The sequence below is a fragment of the Streptantibioticus silvisoli genome (genome assembly GCF_027947535.2).
Taxonomy (GTDB): domain Bacteria; phylum Actinomycetota; class Actinomycetes; order Streptomycetales; family Streptomycetaceae; genus Streptantibioticus_C; species Streptantibioticus_C silvisoli.
Window position 1 is genome coordinate 215,418 of the sequence record NZ_JAAGKO020000006.1, and the last position, 18,801, is coordinate 234,218.

Here is an 18,801-nt window from a genome sequence, read left to right on the forward strand (position 1 = left end):
TGTCGGTCCGATGCACGCTAGACGGGCCCTCGGGACGCCTCGCGGGCAGTTGCAGGAACCTGCCGCACCGCTGGACGCGGCCCGCCGTGGGGCCGGAAGGAGCGGCGGTGCGCCGTTCGAGCGCACCGCCCACCGTCCGCGGCTCCCGCCGGGAGGGAGCACGTCCCGGCCGGAACGCGAACGGCCGGGTGGACCCTGACGGGGGCCACCCGGCCGACGGTCCTTCCGGGCCGGTGGCTAACGCGCCGCGGCCCGCTGGTAGGCCCGGGCGGTGAGCGGTACCAGGACGATGAGCGCCACCCCGAGGGTCACGCAGGACACGAGCACCGGGTGCTGCGTCGGGAACGCGTTGTCGGTGACCAGGCCCTGGTTGGCCCACAGGTGGCGGCAGGAGGCGACGACGGAGCTGATCGGGTTCCACTCGGCGATCACCTGGAGCCACCGCGGCAGCCCGTTGAGCGGCACGAACGCGTTGGACAGGAAGATGAACGGCATCATCAGCAGCATCGCGACCGAGTTCACCGCCTCGGTGCTGCGGATCACCAGGCCGAGCAGCGCGCCCAGCCAGCACATGGTGAAGCCGAGCAGCAGCAGCAGCGCGAAGCCCGCGGCGGCCTGGAGGACGCCGTTGTGCGCGCGCCAGCCGATCAGCGCGCCGACCACCGCCATCACGACGCAGCTCAGCGAGGTCATCAGCAGATCGGAGACCGTCCGGCCCAGCAGCACCGCGAAGCGCGACATCGGCAGCGAGCGGAACCGGTCCACCAGTCCGTTGTGCAGGTCGCCGGAGACCCCGGCGGCGCTGGTGCCGACCGCCGAGAACATCACCTGGGTGAAGATGCCGGCCATGATGTACTCGCGGTAGTTCACCCCCGGCACCTGCATGGCGCTGCCGAAGAGGTAGCCGAAGACCAGGACCAGCACGATGGGGCCGACCGTCACGCCGATCAGCTTCTCCGGGACGCGGGCGATGTGCCGCATGTGGCGCCCGGTCAGCGCCATGGTGTCGTACGCGAGACCGCTCATGCCTCGGACTCCTTCTCCTCGGTCGGCGTGCCGGCGTGGCCGGTGAGGCTCAGGAACACGTCGTCCAGCGAGGGCCGGCGGATCGCGAAGTCGGCCACACCGATGCCGGCCTCCCGCAACGCGACGGCCGCGTCGGCGATCGTGTCGATGCCCGAGTCGATCGTCGCGGAGATCCGCCGGTCCTCCTCGGCGACGACGGGTTCCCCCACCGCGACCTTGCTCAGCACCCGCGCGGCCTCGGCCAGTTCGCTGCGGACCGCCACCGTCACCTCCAGGCGCTCGCCGCCGACCTTGTCCTTCAGGTCGTCGGGCGTGCCCTCGGCGATCACCGTGCCCTTGTCGATCACGGCGATCCGGTCGGCGAGGTGGTCGGCCTCCTCCAGGTACTGCGTGGTCAGCAGTACGGTGACGCCGCCGGTGACCTGCTCGCGGACGGTCTTCCACAGCGTCATCCGGCTGGTCAGGTCGAGTCCGGTGGTCGGCTCGTCCAGGAACAGCACCGACGGCTCCGCGAGCAGGCAGGCCGCCAGGTCCAGCCGCCGCCGCATGCCGCCCGAGTACGTCTTGACCCCGCGGTCGGCGGCCTCGACCAGTTCGAACCGCTCCAGCAGCTCCTCGGCCCGCGCCTTGGCACCCTTGCGGCCGAGACGGTGCAGTTTGCCGATCAGGACCAGGTTCTCCCGGCCGGTGAGCAGTTCGTCCACGGCGGCGTACTGCCCGGCCAGGCCGATCTGCCGGCGGACCTTCTGCGGGTCCTTCGCGACGTCGTACCCGGCGACCACGGCCCGGCCCTCGTCCGCCGCCAGCAGGGTGGCCAGGATCCGGACCGCCGTGGTCTTGCCCGCGCCGTTGGGGCCCAGCACGCCCATCACGGTCCCGGCCGGCACCGACAGGTCGATGCCGGCCAGCGCCTGATGGTCGCCGTAGCGCTTGCGCAGCCCCTCTGCCTCGATGGCAACGTCGTTCATATGACCCACCTCATGGTTGTCGTCGGGTGTCCGCGCGGCGCGGGCCTCGCGGGAGTAGGGGAGGGCACCGGGTCAGCCGATCCGGGCCAGACCGCGGGCCGTGCGGCGCAGGGTGCCGCGGGAGACGGCGAGCGGATCCCAGTCCTCGGTCCGCTCGGGCAGCAGGTCGGGGTCGCCCAGCACGGTCCCGCTGTGCACCTCGTGCATCAGCCGGCGGCCGAGGATCTGTGCGGCGCAGGAGATGCCGCCCAGGGCGACTCCGGTGATGCCGCTGCCGTAGCGGGTGTTGGCGCCGACCACGTGCAGCCCCTGGACGGCGGTGCGGGTGTCCGGGCGGTTGCCCGCGCCACCCCAGTTCGCCAGTCCGAACGGGGTGCCGCCGGTGGAGAGGGTGTAGCGCTCGTGGGTCAGCGGTGTGGCCGCCTCCAAGTGCACGATGTGGTCGCGGAACGGCCCGATGGCCTCCTCGGCGGCGCTCAGCATCGCCTCGGTCAGCCGGGCCTTCTGCTCCTTGTACGTGGTCCGGCGGCGGTAGCGCCCGCCGGACGCCGGCCCCTCGGCCACGCCCCAGTGGTCGTAGCCGGACGGGCACATCGTCATGATCTGGAAGTTGCTGTGCCCGGGCGGGCAGACGGTGCGCGACCCCGGGTCCTTGAGGGACGCGAAGGACATGAACAGGAAGTCCACCGGGTCCAGGCCGCTGCCGGCCAGCCGGTCGTAGTAGGCGTTGATGTCGTCGCCCCGGTACCACCACAGGTTGGCGTTCGGGCGCGGCGGCAGTTCGGTGTCCAGCGCGACGTACAGCGTGGCGAACGGCAGCCCCATCGTCGCGTCGGCGGTCTTGGCGACCAGGCGGCGCGAGAAGTGTTCGGGGCCGACCAGGTCGAGCACGGTGCGTCGGTAGTCCGCGTTGGAGACCACCAGCGGGGCCTTGAACGCACTGCCGTCCCGCAGACCGACGCCGGTCGCCTTGCCGTCCTCGACCAGGATGCGCTCCACCGTGCAGCGGGTGCGCAGTTCACCGCCGTGCGCCTCGAGCGTCTCCACCAGGGCCGCCGCCAGCATCTGGCCGCCGCCCTCGGGGTAGTAGGCGCCGCGCACGTAGTGGTCGGTGACCGTGGCGTGCATGGCGACGCTCGCCTGGTCCGGGCCCATCCCGTAGTTGGGCGACTGGGCCGCGAGCACGGTCCTGGCCGGGACCGACAGGCCGCAGTGGTCGAACAGCTCGGTCAGGGTGCGGCGTCCCCACTGCACGGTGACCGGGGTGCGGGCGACGAGTTCGGTGATGGTCAGGTCGTGCGGCGACAGCAGTGCCTGGCGCATCTCCTCGCCGAGGCCGGAGACGACGTCCAGGAACAGGTCGATGCCGGGCCCGTCGGCCGGCAGCGCCTCCTTGAGCCGCTGCCGGTAGGCGGGCCAGCCGGCCGGCATGTCCATCGTGACGCCCGGGACGACGATCCGGTCGAAACCGCCCTGGTCCATCTCCCGGTACTGCACCCGCTTGTCGAGGCCGAGTCCCGCGAAGATCGCCGGCAGGATGCCGTCAGGGCCGCAGTCGCCGAGGTAATGCACCCCGACGTCGAATTCGTACTTGCGGCGGCGGCGGAACACGTGGCTGTTCCCGCCGGCGACGTCGTGCTGCTCCAGGACCAGGACCCGGTGGCCGCCGACGGCCAGATAAGCCGCGCAGACCAGTCCGCCGAGTCCGGAGCCGACGACGATGGCATCCCATTCTTCCCGGTTCGACATTGAGGCTTCCCGTTCCTGTCTCATGGCTGGTGGCACCGTGACACCGTGGCAGCAGGACCGGCCGGCACATCGGCGGCTGACCGGAACCTGCCACCGCGGTTCACAGGAGGCGTAGGAGGGCGGTGGCGAGGACGCCGTCGCGGTCGATGGCGGTGATGAGGGCGATGCGGTTGGGGGGTTGGGGGTGTTGTTGGTGGTGGCTGAGGAGGGTGGTGATCTGGAAGGTGGCGGTGGCGGCTGCGGTGTCGCCGATGGGGCCGGGTGCGGGGATGTGGTGGGGTGTGTGGTCGGTGAAGATGAGGTCGAGGGCGTTGCGTTCGTGGTCGGCGGTGGTGCCTGGTGGTGTGGAGGGGGAGACGGCCCAGATGTCGTGGGGGTTGAGGCGTGTTTGGTGGAGGGCGCGTTTGATGGTGTGGGCGAGGGTGGTGGTGATGTGGTGGGGGTGGGTGATGGCGGTGGTGATGCACAGGAGTTCGGCGAGTGGGTGGGGGTGGGTGCCGGGGGGTTGGAGTCGTAGGACGGCGCAGCCTTCTCCCAGGACGGTGGCGTTTTCGTCGGGGTGTCGGGTGTGTCGTTCGAGCCAGGATCGGGCGGGGGAGTATTCCTCGGCGGCGCCGCACAGGATGGTGTGGGCGCGTCCGGCGGTGAGCAGGCGGCGGGCGTAGTTGAGGGCGAGCAGGCCGGAGGCGCGGCCGCCGGCCACGGTGGTGTTGGGGCCCTTGAGGCCGTACCAGATCGCACACTGCCCCGCCGCACAGTTCATCACCGTGTTGGGGAACCGCCCGGGGTCGACGTGGAACGGCGCCTCGTTGATCCAGGTGTCGCGGGTGAGGTCCATCATGGACTGGGCGCTGCCGGTGGTGGTGCCCAGGACCAGCGCCGCCACCTCCTCGTCGGCGAACGGGTCCCGCTGCCGCGTCTCGTCCCGCAGCAGTTCGCGTACGGCCGTGACGGCCAGGCCGGTGACCCGGTCCATCGACCGGGTCCCCTTCTTGCCCAGCACCTCGCGGACGTCGAAGTCCGGTACCAGGCAGGCGAGTTCGTCGGGGCCCGGCCACTTGTCGGTGTCCAGTACCGAGACGGTGGCGCGCCCGCTGCTCACCCCTTGGACGAAGGCGTCCCGCCCGATCCCGTACGGCGAGACCGCCGACCACCCGGTGATGACCGGACCACGCACCTGATCGGGCACCGCGATGCCCATCGCGCTCACAGCAGACCCACTCCTCATCGGTAGAAGACGCCCGGCGCGATCGGCGCCCGCCGCCCGGGCCGTATCCGGGGACCCGCCGAGCGGTCCCGGTGGCCCCGGGCCGGTGCCCGGGGCGCCACGCTCACGTCCGGCGGCTCACAGGAAGAACACCGCGCGGTAGCCGGACCACCGGGCGGCCATCGATCCGCCCGGCACGCTCCGCACGCCGGGCAGCAGGCTGTCCTCACCGGCCAGCCCGTACGCCAGCAGGTCCGGCTCCTCCGCCCACACCCCGACCCCGGACTCCAGCAGCACGCTCAGGCCCTGCCCGGGCTCGGTACCGGTGCTGAAGGTCGTCCCGCCCAGTCGCAGCGGGGGCGTTCGGGCGGCGCGGGCCGCGTACCCGACGGCCGGGCCGCGCAGCAGCACGTCCAGACCGCCGAGGTGGCGGTGGAAGAGGAAGGCGCAGTAGAGCGCGTCGGAGAACTGCGTCTCCACGGTGCCCCGGTAGGCGCGTTCGACGATCGCCAGGGCGCGGGTGGACTCGGCCGCCGTCATCACATCACCCCCAGGTAGAGCGTCTTGCCGGCCGCCGCCACGTGTTCGGCGAACTTCGCCGGCGCCCGGGTCGGGACCTGCTCGATGTGCGCGACGGCCCCGCGGTCGTCACTGCAGAACCGGCAGGCGAACCAGTGCAGCCGGCCGGGGAAGGCCGCCAGCATGTCCTGCACGACCGCCGCCATCGACGGGTACGCAGTGGACCACGCCGCCAGGTTGCGCGGCTTGCTGTCGCCGAGGCCCTGTTGCGTGAGCATGGTGGCGTACCCGCACGCCCAGACCTGTACGGTCGCCCCGCTCTCCAGCAGCGCCTGGGACAGCCGGAGCACACTGGTGATCAGGTCGCTCTCGTGCGGCGCGCCCATCACCGTCAGCAGCACGTCGGTCTGCGGAACCCGTGTCGGCATGTCAGTGCCACACCACCCTCACGTCCGGCTCCAGCAGACGCGCGGAGACCTCGGCCATGTCCACGATCCGTGCCGTCGGCAGCAGTTGAGCGGCGCACAGCCCGCGCTGGGTGAGCGAGAAGTCGTCCACCAGGACCTCCGCCCCGGCCGCCGCGGCCTCCCGGGCACTCCACGGTGCCGCGCCCACCGCGGCGCCGACGCCCTCCTGGATCAGCAGCAGCTGCACCCGGTGCCCGAGCCGGGCCAGGTCGCGGGCGTCGCGCAGGAATCCGGCGTCGGCGCCCCCGGCCCCGGGTCCCTGGCTCTCTATCAGCAGATGGGGAGTTGCGCCGGGTGGCCGGACGCCCTGTCCCGCTTCCTCGTTCACAGACCCGCTGCCCTCCATCACTCATCGGTCGGTGTGCGGCACGACCCGGCCGCCAGGGGTCAGCATCGCGGCGGCCGGCGGCGCGGCCCAGGGGCGTTGCATGGTCCTGCCAGAACCGGCCGGGTGAGCCCTCAGCGGGCGGGTACCGCGACGACCGGCAGCTTCGAGGCGCCGATCATGTCGCTGGTGTCCAGGAAGGTGACCGGCCGGTCGCGGTCGACCGTCAGCCGGGCGTACCGGTCGAGCAGCAGGTCGAACACGATCCGCGCCTCCAGCCGCGCCAGCGGGGCGCCGATGCAGAAGTGGATGCCCTGGCCGAAGCCGATGTGCCGGTTCGGCGTGCGGTCGATGTCGAAGTGCTCGGGGTCGGGGAAGTACGTCTCGTCCCGGTTGGCCGCCGAGATCCAGACCTTCATGAACGACCCGGCCGGGATGAACTGGCCGCCCAGCTCCGTGTCCTCGCCGGTCATCCGGATGAAGCTGCTGAACGACGGGCGCACCCGCATGATCTCCTCGACGGCCTGCGTCACCAGCGTGCGGTCGGCCCGCAGCCGGGCCCACTCCTCGGGGCGGCGGTCGAAGCTCAGCACGATGTTGCCGATCAGCGCCGCCGTGGTGGTGATGCCGGCGATCAGCATCAGGCCGACGAAGCCCACGATCTCGTCGTCGGCCAGCCGGCGTCCCTCCACCTCGGCGGCGATCAGCAGGCTGATGACGTCGTCCTGCGGATCGGCCCGCCGCTTGCGGATCTGGCCGAAGATGTAGGTGTTCATCGAACGCATGTTCTTCGCCGCGTTGTTCAGGCCCTCCACGCTGGCGCCACCGGTGTGCAGCAGTTCGGCCCACTGGGCGAACAACTTCAGGTCCGACTGCTCGGCGCCGAGGATGGCCGCGATCACCGTGGCCGGGAGCGGGAAGGCGATCGCCTCGGCGAAGTCGAACCGCTCCTGGCCGGCGACGGCGTCGACCAGTTCGGCGGCGACCCGGGTCACCCGCTCCTCCATGCCCGCGATGTACCGGGCGCTGAAGACCTTGTTGACCAGCTGGCGGAACTGCCGGTGCCGCGGCTCGTCCATGGCCGCGATGTTGCCCTTGAAGAACACGTCGTAGTCCGGGTGCGGCGGCGTGATCGAGGACAGGTCGCTGACGAACACGTTCGGGTTCGACAGCACGTGCACGATCTCCTCGCGCCCGAACACCGACCAGCTGCCGTTCGACGGGTCGAAGCTGACCGGCTCGTTGTCCCGCATGTGCCGCAGCCACTCGAAGAACTCCGCCTGGGGCTCGGAGTCCGCCGGATCAGCGGCCGAGTGCCCCACCGGGCACCGCGCGAGGCCCTCGTCCACTGTCCCGTTCCCGTTCATGAGGCACTCTTCTCTGCTGCTGCTTCTGGGGCTGCTTTTGTTTCTGGGGCTGCGTCCGGGGCCGCGTCCGCGTCCGCGTCGAGTTCCCGCAGTTTCTCCGCCAGGATCCGGCCGATCTCGGCGAGCGGACCCGGCTTCATCAGGTCCGTGTGCTTGCGGTCGACCTCCCGCGTCTCGATCCGGCCGCCGACGTAGGGGCGCCAGGTGTCCGGCTTCGGGGAGATGTCGATCTTGTCGAGGGTGGCCACCACCAGCAGGATGTCGCCCGCGAAACGGTCGGGGGCGTAGGTGTTGAACATCTCCGCGTTGTTGGCGTAGATCCGGCTGATGGCCGTGATGTGCCGTTCCTCCAGCATGGCCATGGCACTGCCGAGCTTCTTGAGGATCTCGGTGACCTTCGTGTGCGTCAGCGGCGCCTTGCCGAGGTAACGGCGGTCGTAGCCGACCCAGTTGAGCAGGTCGGCCAGGACGTCCTGCTCGGTCATCGGGGGCATCCGCTGGCCGGGATAGGTGTCCAGGATGCCGAGCAGGTCGACCCGCTCCCCGCAGTCCTGGAGCCGGGTGGCCATCGCGTGGGCGATCACCCCGCCCGCCGAGTAGCCCACCAGCCGGTACGGGCCGGACGGCTGCACCGCGCGGATCTGCTCCACGTAGTCGGCGGCCATCTGCCCGATGGTCTCCGGGATCTCCTCCTGCTTGTCCAGGCCGCGCGCCTGGAGTCCGTACACCGGGTAGTCCTGGCCCAGGTGCCGGATCAGTCCCGAGTAGCACCAGCTCATCCCGCCGGCCGGGTGCACGCAGAAGACCGGTGTCCGTGTACCGAACGGCTTGAGCGGCAGCAGCACGTCGAGCGCGCCGCCGCACTCGGTGTCGTCGAGCAGGTGCCCGGCCAGCGCGGCCGGCGTCGGCGCCCCGAACAGGCTGCGGATGCTCAGCTCGACGCCGAACGTCTCCCGGATGCGCGTCAGCAGCCGGGTCGCGAGCAGCGAGTGCCCGCCCAGGTCGAAGAAGTTGTCATCGCTGGAGACCCGCTTGGCGCCCAGCACTTCGGCGAAGAGCTTGCACAGGATTTCCTCCTGGGGCGTGCGGGGGGCGCGGCTGCCGGCCGGGGTGGCGGGGGCCTGCGGGGCCGGGAGGGCCTTGGTGTCGAGCTTGCCGTTGACGGTCAGCGGGAGCCGGTCGAGGGTGACGAAGGCCGCGGGGACCATGTAGTCCGGCAGCGACCGGGCGAGGTGGGCGCGCAGGTCCGCGGTGTCCGGCGCGGCGGCGGCGGACGCGGGCACGACGTAGGCGACGAGGCGCTGGTCGCCCGGGGTGTCCTCGCGGGCGGCGACGGTGGCCTGGGCGACGGCGTCGTGGGTCAGCAGGGTGTTCTCGATCTCGCCGAGTTCGATGCGGAAGCCGCGGATCTTGACCTGGTCGTCCGCGCGCCCGATGAATTCGAGGGCGCCGTCCGCGGTCCACCGGACCACGTCGCCGGTGCGGTACATGCGGCTGCCCGGGGCGCCGAAGGGGTCGGCGGTGAAGCGGTGGGCCGTCAGGCCGGGGCGGTTGAGGTAGCCGCGGGCCAGGCCGTTGCCGGCGACGTAGAGTTCACCGGCGCTGCCGGGCGGGACCAGGCGCAGGGCGTTGTCGAGGACGTAGCCGCGCAGGTCGGGGATGGTCCGCCCGATGCTGCTCGCGACCGCGTCACGGGTGACGGCGCGGCTGAGGGGCGCGTGGCTGACGTGCACGGTGGTCTCGGTGATGCCGTACATGTTCACCAGCACCGGGCCGGTGTCGTCGTGGCGGGCGTACCAGGCGTCGAGTCGTCGCAGGTCGAGTGCTTCGCCGCCGAAGACGACGTGGCGCAGGGCCAGTTGCCGGCCGAGCTCGGGCTGCTCGTGGTCGGCCTCGATGAGCTGGTAGAACGCGGAGGGGGTCTGGTTGAGCACCGTGACCTTCTCGCGGACCAGCAGGGCCAGCAACTGCGCCGGGGAGCGGCTGGTGTCGAACGGCACGACGACCAGGCGCCCGCCGTGCAGCAGCGCGCCCCACAGTTCCCACACCGAGAAGTCGAAGGCGAAGGAGTGGAACAGCGTCCACACGTCATCGGGCCCGAAGTGGAACCAGTGGTCGGTGGTGCTGAAGAGGCGGGCGACGTTCCGGTGCGGGACCAGCACGCCCTTGGGACGTCCGGTGGAGCCGGAGGTGAAGATGACGTAGGCGGTGCCGGCCGGGGTGAGGGGCGCGGTGCGGTCGGCGTCGGTGGGGTCGGTGTCGGGGCGGCCGGCGAGGTCGGTGGGCCAGCCGGCCCGGTCGAGGGTGAGGACGGGGGCGGTGTCCTGGAGGATCATGGCGATGCGGTCGGCGGGGTGGCCGGAGTCGACGGGGACGTACGCGGCCCCGGACTTCAGGACCGCGAGGACGGCGACGACCAGGTCCAGGGAGCGGGGCAGGACGAGGGCGACGTACTGCTCGGGGCCCGCGCCCTTTTCGATCAGCCAGTGGGCCAACCGGTTGGCCCGGGCGTTGAGTTCGCCGTACGAGAGGGTGTCGGTGCCGAAGACCGCCGCGGTCCGGTCCGGCGAACGCCGCACCTGCGCCTCGAACAGCTCCGGCACGGTGCGGGTCGCGGCGGCGGGGACCTCGCCGTTCCACTCGAGGAGCGCACGGCGGATCTCGACCGGGAGCATCAGCTCGGCCCGGCCCACCGGCCCGTCGGTGCCGCCGCGCACCAGGGCGTCCATGAAGCCGAGGAACCGCTCCTGGTGCGCGGCGAGTTCGTCCTCGGTGTAGAGGCCCGGGTTGGCCTCGAAGTCGACGCCGAGGCTCCCGTCGTCGCTCTGGCCGTGGACGACGACGCTCAGGTCGTCGACCGGGCCCAGGTTGAGGGTGTGCGCGGTGCTGCGGTGCCCGGCGAAGCGCAGCGCGTCACCGAACATCATGATGTTGACGTGCGGGCCGACCAGCCGCTGGTCGTCGCCCAGCAGCCCCAGCTCGCGCCGGACGTCCTCGTACCGGTAGCGCTGGTGGCGCATCGTGCGGCGCATCGCGGCGGCGGCGTGCAGCAGCAGGTCGCGCAGGCTCATGTCGGGCCGCACGGACAGCCGCAGCGGCAGCATGTTCGACACCATCCCCGGCGTCGACCGCGCGATCCGGCCGATCCGGGTGGTGACCGGCAGGCCCACGATCGCCTCGGCGCCGCCGGTGAGGCGCTGGAGGTAGGCGGCGAACACGGCCGTGACGACCGGCGGCCACGCCACGCCGGCCTCGTCGGCCGCCGCGCGCAGGGCCTTGACGGTCTCCGGCTCCAGTCGCGCGCTGCGGCGCACGAGCCGCCGGGGCATGAACGGCTGCCCGGCGGACAGGCCCACCGGCTCGGGGCGGTCGGCCAGGTGCTCGCGCCAGTACGCCCCGTCGGCGGTGAAGCGCTCGGAGGCCCGGTACCCGGTGTCCTCCGCCACCAGTGCGGCCAGCGGACCGAACGGGGCGGGCGGCACGGGCGTCCCGGCGGCCAGCGCCGAGTAGACCTCCGCCACCCGCTGGCCGACCAGCGCGCTGCTGAAGCCGTCCAGCGCGATGTGGTGGCACCGCAGGTACCACAAGTACCGCTCGGCAGCGACCCTGATCAGCGCGAACAGGAACAGCGGCCCCGCGCCGAGGTCCACCGGCCGGGCCAGGTCCTGCCACATCCAGGACTCCGCGGCCGCCTGCGGGTCGGCCTCGGCACTGAGGTCGACCAGCCGCGGCGACCAGTGCGGATCGGCGTCCACGATCTGCCACGGCCCGTCGGCGTCCTCGGCGAACCGGGTGCGCAGCGCGTCGGTCTCCCGGACCACCCGGCGCAGCGCGGCCTCGAACAGCGCCTCGTCGACCGGCCCATGGATCTCCAGGTACTGGCCGCCGTTGTAGATGGTGCTGTCCGGCGACATGCGCTGCGCGTACCACATGCCGGCCTGCGCGGCGGTCAGCGGCAGCCGGACCTCCGCCGCGGCCGGGACGGGCGCGGGGTCGGACATGGTCGTCTCCTCGGTTGTCTCCGGGATCACCGGGTCTCGCTCCTCAACTTGGTGCGCAGTACCGGCCCGATCAGGTCCACCGCGTGCGGCTGCGTCATCTCGCCGTGCCGGCAGGCGATGTCGTGGACCTCGACCCGACCGCCGACGAAGCGCTGCCACGACAGCGGGTCGATGTCGACGGGCGAGGTCGCGGCGCGCAGGAGGAGCAGGTCGCCCTCGTACCGGCCGGGGGTGAAGTCCTCGCTGATCCGGATCAGGTTGCGGTAGACCGCGTAGACGTTCTCCAGCTGCCCGGCGTCCAGCGCCGCCAGCGGCGACCGGGCGGCGCGCAGCGCCTCCGTCACGTCGGCCGCGTCGAGCGGCGGTGCGGCCCGCCCGTCCGGTGCGGCGGGCACGCCGCCGGCCGTCTCCAGCAGTTCGGTCAGGAACTGCTGCCAGTCGGGTTTCTCCGCGGCCGGGTTGACGTCCAGCGGATAGGAGTCGAGCAGGCACAGCAGCGCGACCCGGTCGCCCTGGGCCTGGAGCCTGGCGGCCATCGCCTGGGCGACGGCGCCGCCGAACGACCAGCCCAGCAGGTGGTAGGGGCCCTGCGGCTGCACGGACCTGATCCGGTCCACGTAGTCGTCCACCAGCTCCTCGGCGGTGCCGGGCAGGTCGTCGGTGTCCAGCAGGCCGCGGGCCTGGACGGCGTACAGCGGCCGGTCCGCCTCGACGGCCCGCAGCAGCCCGGAGAAGGGCCAGCCGATGCCCATGCCGGGGTGGACGCAGAACAGCGGCGGCCGCTCACCGGCCGACCGGATGGGCAGCAGGACGTCGAGCGACTCGCCGTCGTCGCCGCCGCGCTCCAGCCGCGCGGCGAGGCCGGCGACCGTCGGCGCGTCGAACAGGGTGCGGATGGTCACCGCGGCGCCGGTCGCCGCCCGGACGCGGGCCGCCAGGTCGACCACGAGCAGCGAATGCCCGCCGATGTCGAAGAAGTTGTCGTCGATGCCGACCTCGGGCAGGCCCAGCACCTCGGCGAACAGCCCGCACAGCACCTCCTCGCGGCCGTCGCGCGGCGCACGGCGGACCGGCGAGGCGGTGAGGTCCGGCTCCGGCAGTGCCTTGCGGTCCAGCTTGCCGTTCGACGTCAGCGGCATCGCGTCCAGCAGGACGACGGCGGCCGGCACCATGTGGCGCGGCAGCGTCTCGGCCGCGTACCCGCGCAGTGCCGCCGGGGCGGCCGCCTCGCCGGCCCCGTCCGCCGCGACCACGTACGCCACGAGCCGGCGGTGGCCGTGCGGGTCGTCGCGGGCGACGACGGCGACCCGGCCGACCGCGGGGTGGGCGGCCAGCACGGCCTCGATCTCGCCGGGTTCGACGCGGAAGCCGCGGATCTTGACCTGGTCGTCGGTGCGGGTGAGGAATTCCAGCGTGCCGTCGGCCCGCCAGGCCACCAGGTCGCCGGTGCGGTACAGGCGGGACCCGGCGGGGCCGAACGGGTTGGCGACGAAGCGTTCCGCGGTCGGTCCCGGCCGGTCCAGGTAGCCGCGTGCCAGGCCGTCGCCGGCGATGTACAGCTCGCCGGGGACGCGCGGCGGCACCGGGCCCAGCGCCTCGTCCAGCACGTACACCTGCGTGTTGCACACCGGGCGGCCGATCGGCGGGGCGGTCGGCGCGGGCACCAGCGGGTCGCTGGTCGTCGCGGCCACGGTGGCCTCCGTCGGCCCGTAGGCGTTGATCATCCGGCGGCCGGGCGCCCAGCGCGCCACCAGGTCGGCCGGCAGGGCCTCGCCGCCGACCACCACGGTCCGCAGCCCCGAGGTGTCGGGGTCCGGCAGTGTGGCCAGGACCGTGGTGGACAGCGAGAGGTGGGTGCAACCCGCCTCGGCGATCACTGCGGCCAGTTCCTCGCCGACCAGCTGCCGGGGCCCGGCGGACAGCACCAGGCACGCCCCCGCGCTCAGGGTCATGGCGACGTCGCCCACCGACGGGTCGAAGTGCACCGAGACCCACTGCATCACGCGGCTGGCCTCGTCGATGCCCATCCGCTCCACGTGCGTCACGACGAAGCCCGCCAGACCGCGGTGGGTGACGACGACGCCCTTCGGCGTACCGGTGGAGCCGGAGGTGTGAATGACGTAGGCCGGGTGGTCCACGGCCAGCGGCGCGGTGCGCTCGGCGTCGGTCACGTCGTGCCCGGCCAGGTCCGCGAACCGGGCGTCGTCCAGGACCAGGCGCTCGGGCTCCACGCCGGCCGGCAGGTCCGGCCGGAACCCGGCCGTGGTGATCAGCAGTGCGGGCCGGGCCTGCTGGAGCACGAACGCGATCCGCTCGGCCGGGTGGTCCGGTGCGACCGGCAGGAACGCCGCGCCGGCCTTCAGCACCGCCAGCAGCGCGGTGACCAGGTCCACCGAGCGGGGCAGCGCCAGCGCCACCGTCCGCTCGGGGCCGACGCCGCGCGCGATGAGGTACCGGGCCAGCCGGTTGGCACGGCCGTTGAGTTCGGCGTAGGACACCGACGTCCGCCCGTACACCAGGGCGGTGTTGCCGGGGGTGCGGGCGACCTGTGCCTCGAAGAGCGCGGGGAACGTGGCCACGGGCACGGTGCGGGCGGCCCCGTTCCAGCGGTTCACGATCCGGTCGCGCTCGTCCGCGTCGAGGATGTCGAGGCGGCTGAGCGGGCGGGCCGGGTCGGCGACGACGGCCTCCAGGACCCGGGTCAGCCGGGCCGCCAGCGTCCGCGCCGTCTGCTCGTCGAACAGGTCGCGGCTGTAGGACAGCGCACCGCTGATCCCGGTCGGCGCGCCCGACTCGTCGTAGCCGTCCACCAGTTCCACGGACAGGTCGTAGACGTCGCCGCCGGTCTCCACGGGCTCGGGTGCGGCCGTCAGACCCGGCAGGTCCAGCGTTCCCGATGCGTTGTTCTGGAGGGCGAGCATGACCTGGAAGAGCGGGTGGCGTGCGGTGGAGCGCTCGGGGTTGAGCACCTCGACGAGGCGTTCGAAGGGCACGTCCTGGTGCGTGTACGCGGCCAGGTCGGTGTCGCGCGTGCGGTGCAGGAGCTGCTGGAACGTGGGGTCGCCGGAGGTGTCGGTGCGCAGCACGAGGGTGTTGACGAAGAACCCGACGAGGTCGTCGAGCGCCTCGTCGGTGCGCCCCGCGACCGGAGTGCCCAGCGGAATGTCCGTTCCCGCACCCAGACGCGTGAGCAGGGCCGCCAGGGCGGACTGGACCACCATGAACAACGTGGCGCCGTTGCCGCGGGCCAGGTCGGTCAGGCCGGCCTGGAGCCCGGGGCCGATGCCGAAGCGGACGGCGCCGCCGCGGCCGGACGCCCGGGCGGGGCGGGTGCGGTCGGCGGGGAGGGCGAGCTCCTCGGGCAGCTCGGCCAACTGGTCGGTCCAGTACGCCAGTTGCCGGGACAGCGCGCTGTCGGGATCGTCCTGCGCCCCCAGCGTCCGCTGCTGCCAGAGGGTGTAGTCGGCGTACTGGACGGGCAGCGGGGACCAGTCCGGCACCCCGCCGCCGGTCCGGGCCGCGTACGCGGTGGACAGGTCGCGGGCCAGCGGCGCCAGCGACCAGCCGTCGGCCGCGATGTGGTGCAGGGTCAGCAGCAGCACGCTCTGCTCACCGGCAAGGAGGAACAGATGGGCGCGGACCGGCAGGTCGCTGCTCAGGTCGAACCCGCGGCCGGCCTCCGCGGCCAGCGCGCCGGGCAGTTCGGCCCCGGTGAGGCCGGTCCGGGCCATGACGACCCCGGACGCCGCCCGCACCGCCTGCCGCGGAACCCCGTCGACCTCGGGGAAGACCGTCCGCAGGCTCTCGTGCCGCTCGGCGACGTCCCGCACCGCCGACTCCAGCGCCACCGCGTCCACGCCGCCCGACAGGCGCAGCGCGAACGGCAGGTTGTACGCCGGACCGGCCGTGTCCATCCGGTTGATGAACCACAGCCGGCGCTGCGCGTACGACAGCGGGACGACGTCGGGCCGCGCCACGGGCCGGACGCCTTCGACGGCGCGGTCGGCGCCGGACAGCCGCTCGGCGAGCCGGGCGGGCGTCGGGTTTTCGAACAGCGCCCGGATGGACAGTTCCACACCCAGCGCGGAACGCACCCGGGAGACCAGCCGGGTGGCCAGCAGCGAGTGGCCGCCCAGCTCGAAGAAGCTGTCGCCCGCGCCCACCCGGACCACGCCGAGGATGTCGGCGAACAGCGCGCAGAGGATCTCCTCGTGCGGGGTGCGCGCAGCCGCGCGGCCCCCGGAGCCGCCGGAGAACTCCGGGACCGGCAGCGCCCGCCGGTCGAGCTTGCCGTTCGCCGTCAGCGGCAGGGCGTCGAGCGTGACGAAGGCGGCGGGGACCATGTAGTCGGGCAGCGACCGCGCGAGGTGCCGGCGCAGTTCCGTACCGTCCGGGCAGGCGCCGGCGGCGGGGACGACGTAAGCGGCGAGGCGCTGGTCGCCGGGGGTGTCCTCGCGGGCGATCACCGTGGCCGCGGCGACGTCCTCGCACGTCGCGAGCACCGCCTCGATCTCGCCGAGTTCGATGCGCAGGCCGCGGATCTTGACCTGGTCGTCGGCGCGGCCGACGTACTCCAGCGTGCCGTCGGCGGTCCAGCGGGCGATGTCGCCGGTGCGGTACATCCGGGACCCGGGCGGCCCGTAGGGATCGGCGACGAACCGCTCGGCGGTCAGCCCCGGCCGGTGCAGGTAGCCGCGGGCCAACTGCACGCCCGCGAGGTGCAGTTCGCCGTTCGTGCCGGGCGGGACCGGTCGCAGCGCGGCGTCCAGGACGTACGTCCGGGTGTTCCACACCGGGCGGCCGATGGGCACCGGGCCGGCCGGGTCGTCCGGCGAGCAGGGCCAATGCGTGACGTCGACGGATGCCTCGGTGGGCCCGTAAAGGTTGTGCAGTTCGGCGTCGAGGAGGGTGAGGAATCGGGTGCGCAGGTCGCCGGGGAGTGCTTCGCCGCTGGAGATGACGCGGCGCAGTCCGGTGCAGTGGGCGGCGGCCGGTTCCTGGAGGAAGGCGTGGAGCATCGACGGGACGAAGTGGGCGGTGGTCACCCGTTCGTCGTGGATCAGGGTGGCGAGGTAGGCGGGGTCCTGGTGGCCGCCGGGGCGGGCGACGACGAGGGTGGCGCCTTCGGTGAGGGTCCAGAAGAACTCCCACACCGACACGTCGAAGCCGGAGGGGGTCTTCTGGAGCACCCGGTCGTGCTCGGTCAGTCCGTACTCGGCCTGCATCCACGCCAGCCGGTTGACGATGCCCTCGTGGGGGACGGCCACGCCCTTGGGGCGGCCGGTGGAACCGGAGGTGAAGATGACGTATGCGGGGTGTGCGGTGGACAGCGGCGTGGTGCGTTCGGTGTCCGTCACGTCGCCGCCGGGGTACGCGGCCTGCGCGGCGAGGGCGTCCGGGGCGTCCAGCACCAGGGTCTCCACGGTCTGCCCGGCCGGCAGACCGGTCGCGGCGGCCGTGGTGGTGAGGAGCAGGGCCGGTTGGGACTGCTCGAGGATGTACTCGATCCGCTCGGCCGGGTAGTCCGGATCCACCGGAATGTACGCCGCCCCCGACTTCAGCACCGCCAGCAGCGCGACGACCAGTTCCGCCGAACGCGGCACCGCCAGGGCCACGAACCGCTCGGGGCCCGCACCGCGCCCGCCCAGCAACCGGGCCAGCCGGTTCGCACGCGTGTTGAGCTCGCCGTACGACAGGCGTTCGCCCTCGAACACCACGGCGGTGCGCTCCGGCGCCCGCGCTGCCCACGCCTCGAACAACTGCGGCAGCGTCGCCGGTGCGACCACGCGTGCGGTGTCGTTCCACTCCACCAGCACCCGGTCACGCTCGGCGGGGTCCAGCAGGTCCACCGCGCCGACCCGCCGGGCGGGATCCTCGGCGACCGCCGTGAAGATCCGCACCAGCCGGTCCGCGAGCCCGGCGACCGTGCCGGCGTCGAACAGGTCGGGCCGGTACGACAGCCGCATCAGCAGGGTGTCGGCGGACGTCGCGGCGAGCGTCAGCGGGTAGTGCGTGGCGTCCCGGGCGCCGGCGCCCGAAACCCGCACCCCGGCCACGGCGGCGTCCAGGACCGACGCCTCGACGGGGAAGTTCTCGAACAGCACCAGGGTGTCGAACAGCGTGCCGAGGCCGGACTGCCGCTGGATGTCGGTCAGACCGAGGAACTGGTGGTCCATCAGCGCGGTCTGCTCGTCCTGGAGCCGGGTGAAGTAGGCGCTCAGGGGCTCGGCCGGATCGACCCCGACCCGCACCGGCAGGGTGTTGATGAACAACCCCACCATGGTCTCCACACCCGGCAGCTCCGGCGGCCGGCCGGAGACCGTCGTGCCGAACACGACGTCCTCCCGCCCGGTCAGCGCGGACAGCAGCAGGCCCCAGGCACCCTGCACCAGGGTGTTCATCGTCCAGCCCCGGCCGCGGGCCAGCGCGGTCAGCCGGCCCGTCAACTCCTCCGGCAGCGTCGTCATGTGGCCGACCGCAGGGGCCGCCGCCCCGCCGACGGCGTCCGCGGCCAGCAGCGTCGGCCCGGTCACCCCGTCCAGCGCCGCCCGCCAGGCGTCCCCGGCCGCCCGGCGGTCCTGCCGGGCCAGCCACGCCAGGTAGTCGCGGTACGGCGTCACCTCCGGCAGGCCGCCGGGGTCGCCGCCGGTCGCCAGCAGTTCGTACAGCGTGAACAACTCGCCGGTGACCAGCGGCAACGACCATCCGTCCAGCAGGATGTGGTGGTTGGTCACCACCAGCCGGTGGTCCTTGGGCCCCATCGCGACCAGCGTGAACCGGATCAGCGGCGGTCGGGCCATGTCGAACCCGCGCGCCCGGTCCTCGTCGGTGAACCGCCCGAACGCCTCCTCCCGCGCGTCCTCGGGCGTGCCGGTCAGGTCGACCTCGGTCCAGGGCACCCGGACCTGGCGCCGCACGATCTGCAGCGGCGCCCGGTCCTCGGACTGGCGGAACCCGGCGCGCAGCACCGCGTGCCGCTGCACCAGGGCCTCGGCCGCGCCCCGCAGTGCGGCCGCGTCCAGCGGGCCGTCGAGCCGGTGCGCGGTCTGCACCAGGTAGGGGTCGTCGTCGGCGCCGTCGAACGTCGCGTGGAACAACAGCCCTTCCTGGAGGGGCGACAGCGGCAGGATGTCCTCGATCTGCGCCACCCGGGACCGTTTGGTTCTCTGCAC

At 72.9% G+C, this 18,801-nt stretch carries 10 protein-coding genes; all 10 read right to left on the minus strand.

Annotated features, from left to right (window positions below; all coding sequences use genetic code 11):
• Positions 1-237: 237 nt before the first annotated feature.
• The 10 genes from POF43_RS06890 to POF43_RS06935 all read right to left on the minus strand — a co-directional run bounded on the left by POF43_RS06890 (position 238) and on the right by POF43_RS06935 (position 18,801).
• Positions 238-1,026: an ABC transporter permease gene (locus tag POF43_RS06890; RefSeq protein WP_271314586.1), complete on the minus strand. Its 789-nt coding sequence runs from the start codon at positions 1,024-1,026 to the stop codon at positions 238-240.
• Positions 1,023-1,994: an ATP-binding cassette domain-containing protein gene (locus POF43_RS06895; protein ID WP_271323458.1), complete on the minus strand. Its 972-nt coding sequence runs from the start codon at positions 1,992-1,994 to the stop codon at positions 1,023-1,025. The genes POF43_RS06890 and POF43_RS06895 overlap by 4 nt, the downstream gene beginning before the upstream one ends.
• 72 nt (positions 1,995-2,066) lie before the next feature.
• Positions 2,067-3,743, minus strand: coding sequence for a phytoene desaturase family protein (locus tag POF43_RS06900; RefSeq protein WP_271323459.1), 1,677 nt, complete (start codon positions 3,741-3,743; stop codon positions 2,067-2,069).
• Positions 3,744-3,843: 100 nt separating this feature from the next.
• Positions 3,844-4,944, minus strand: coding sequence for a beta-ketoacyl synthase N-terminal-like domain-containing protein (locus POF43_RS06905; RefSeq protein ID WP_282704465.1), 1,101 nt, complete (start codon positions 4,942-4,944; stop codon positions 3,844-3,846).
• 144 nt (positions 4,945-5,088) lie between these two features.
• Positions 5,089-5,490, minus strand: coding sequence for a hypothetical protein (locus POF43_RS06910; protein ID WP_271325199.1), 402 nt, complete (start codon positions 5,488-5,490; stop codon positions 5,089-5,091).
• Entirely contained in the window at positions 5,490-5,897 is a 408-nt protein-coding gene (locus POF43_RS06915; RefSeq protein WP_271317528.1) for a hypothetical protein, read from the minus strand. The genes POF43_RS06910 and POF43_RS06915 overlap by 1 nt, the downstream gene beginning before the upstream one ends.
• A 1-nt stretch (position 5,898) precedes the next feature.
• Positions 5,899-6,264, minus strand: coding sequence for a hypothetical protein (locus POF43_RS06920; RefSeq protein ID WP_271325198.1), 366 nt, complete (start codon positions 6,262-6,264; stop codon positions 5,899-5,901).
• A 131-nt stretch (positions 6,265-6,395) separates the two neighbouring features.
• Positions 6,396-7,628: a cytochrome P450 gene (locus POF43_RS06925; RefSeq protein WP_271325197.1), complete on the minus strand. Its 1,233-nt coding sequence runs from the start codon at positions 7,626-7,628 to the stop codon at positions 6,396-6,398.
• A complete protein-coding gene (locus POF43_RS06930; RefSeq protein ID WP_282704461.1) occupies positions 7,625-11,659 on the minus strand; it encodes a non-ribosomal peptide synthetase in 4,035 nt (1,344 codons plus the stop codon). Before POF43_RS06930 ends, POF43_RS06925 begins: the two co-directional genes overlap by 4 nt.
• Positions 11,656-18,801, minus strand: coding sequence for a non-ribosomal peptide synthetase (locus POF43_RS06935; RefSeq protein ID WP_271322703.1), 7,146 nt, complete (start codon positions 18,799-18,801; stop codon positions 11,656-11,658). The genes POF43_RS06930 and POF43_RS06935 overlap by 4 nt, the downstream gene beginning before the upstream one ends.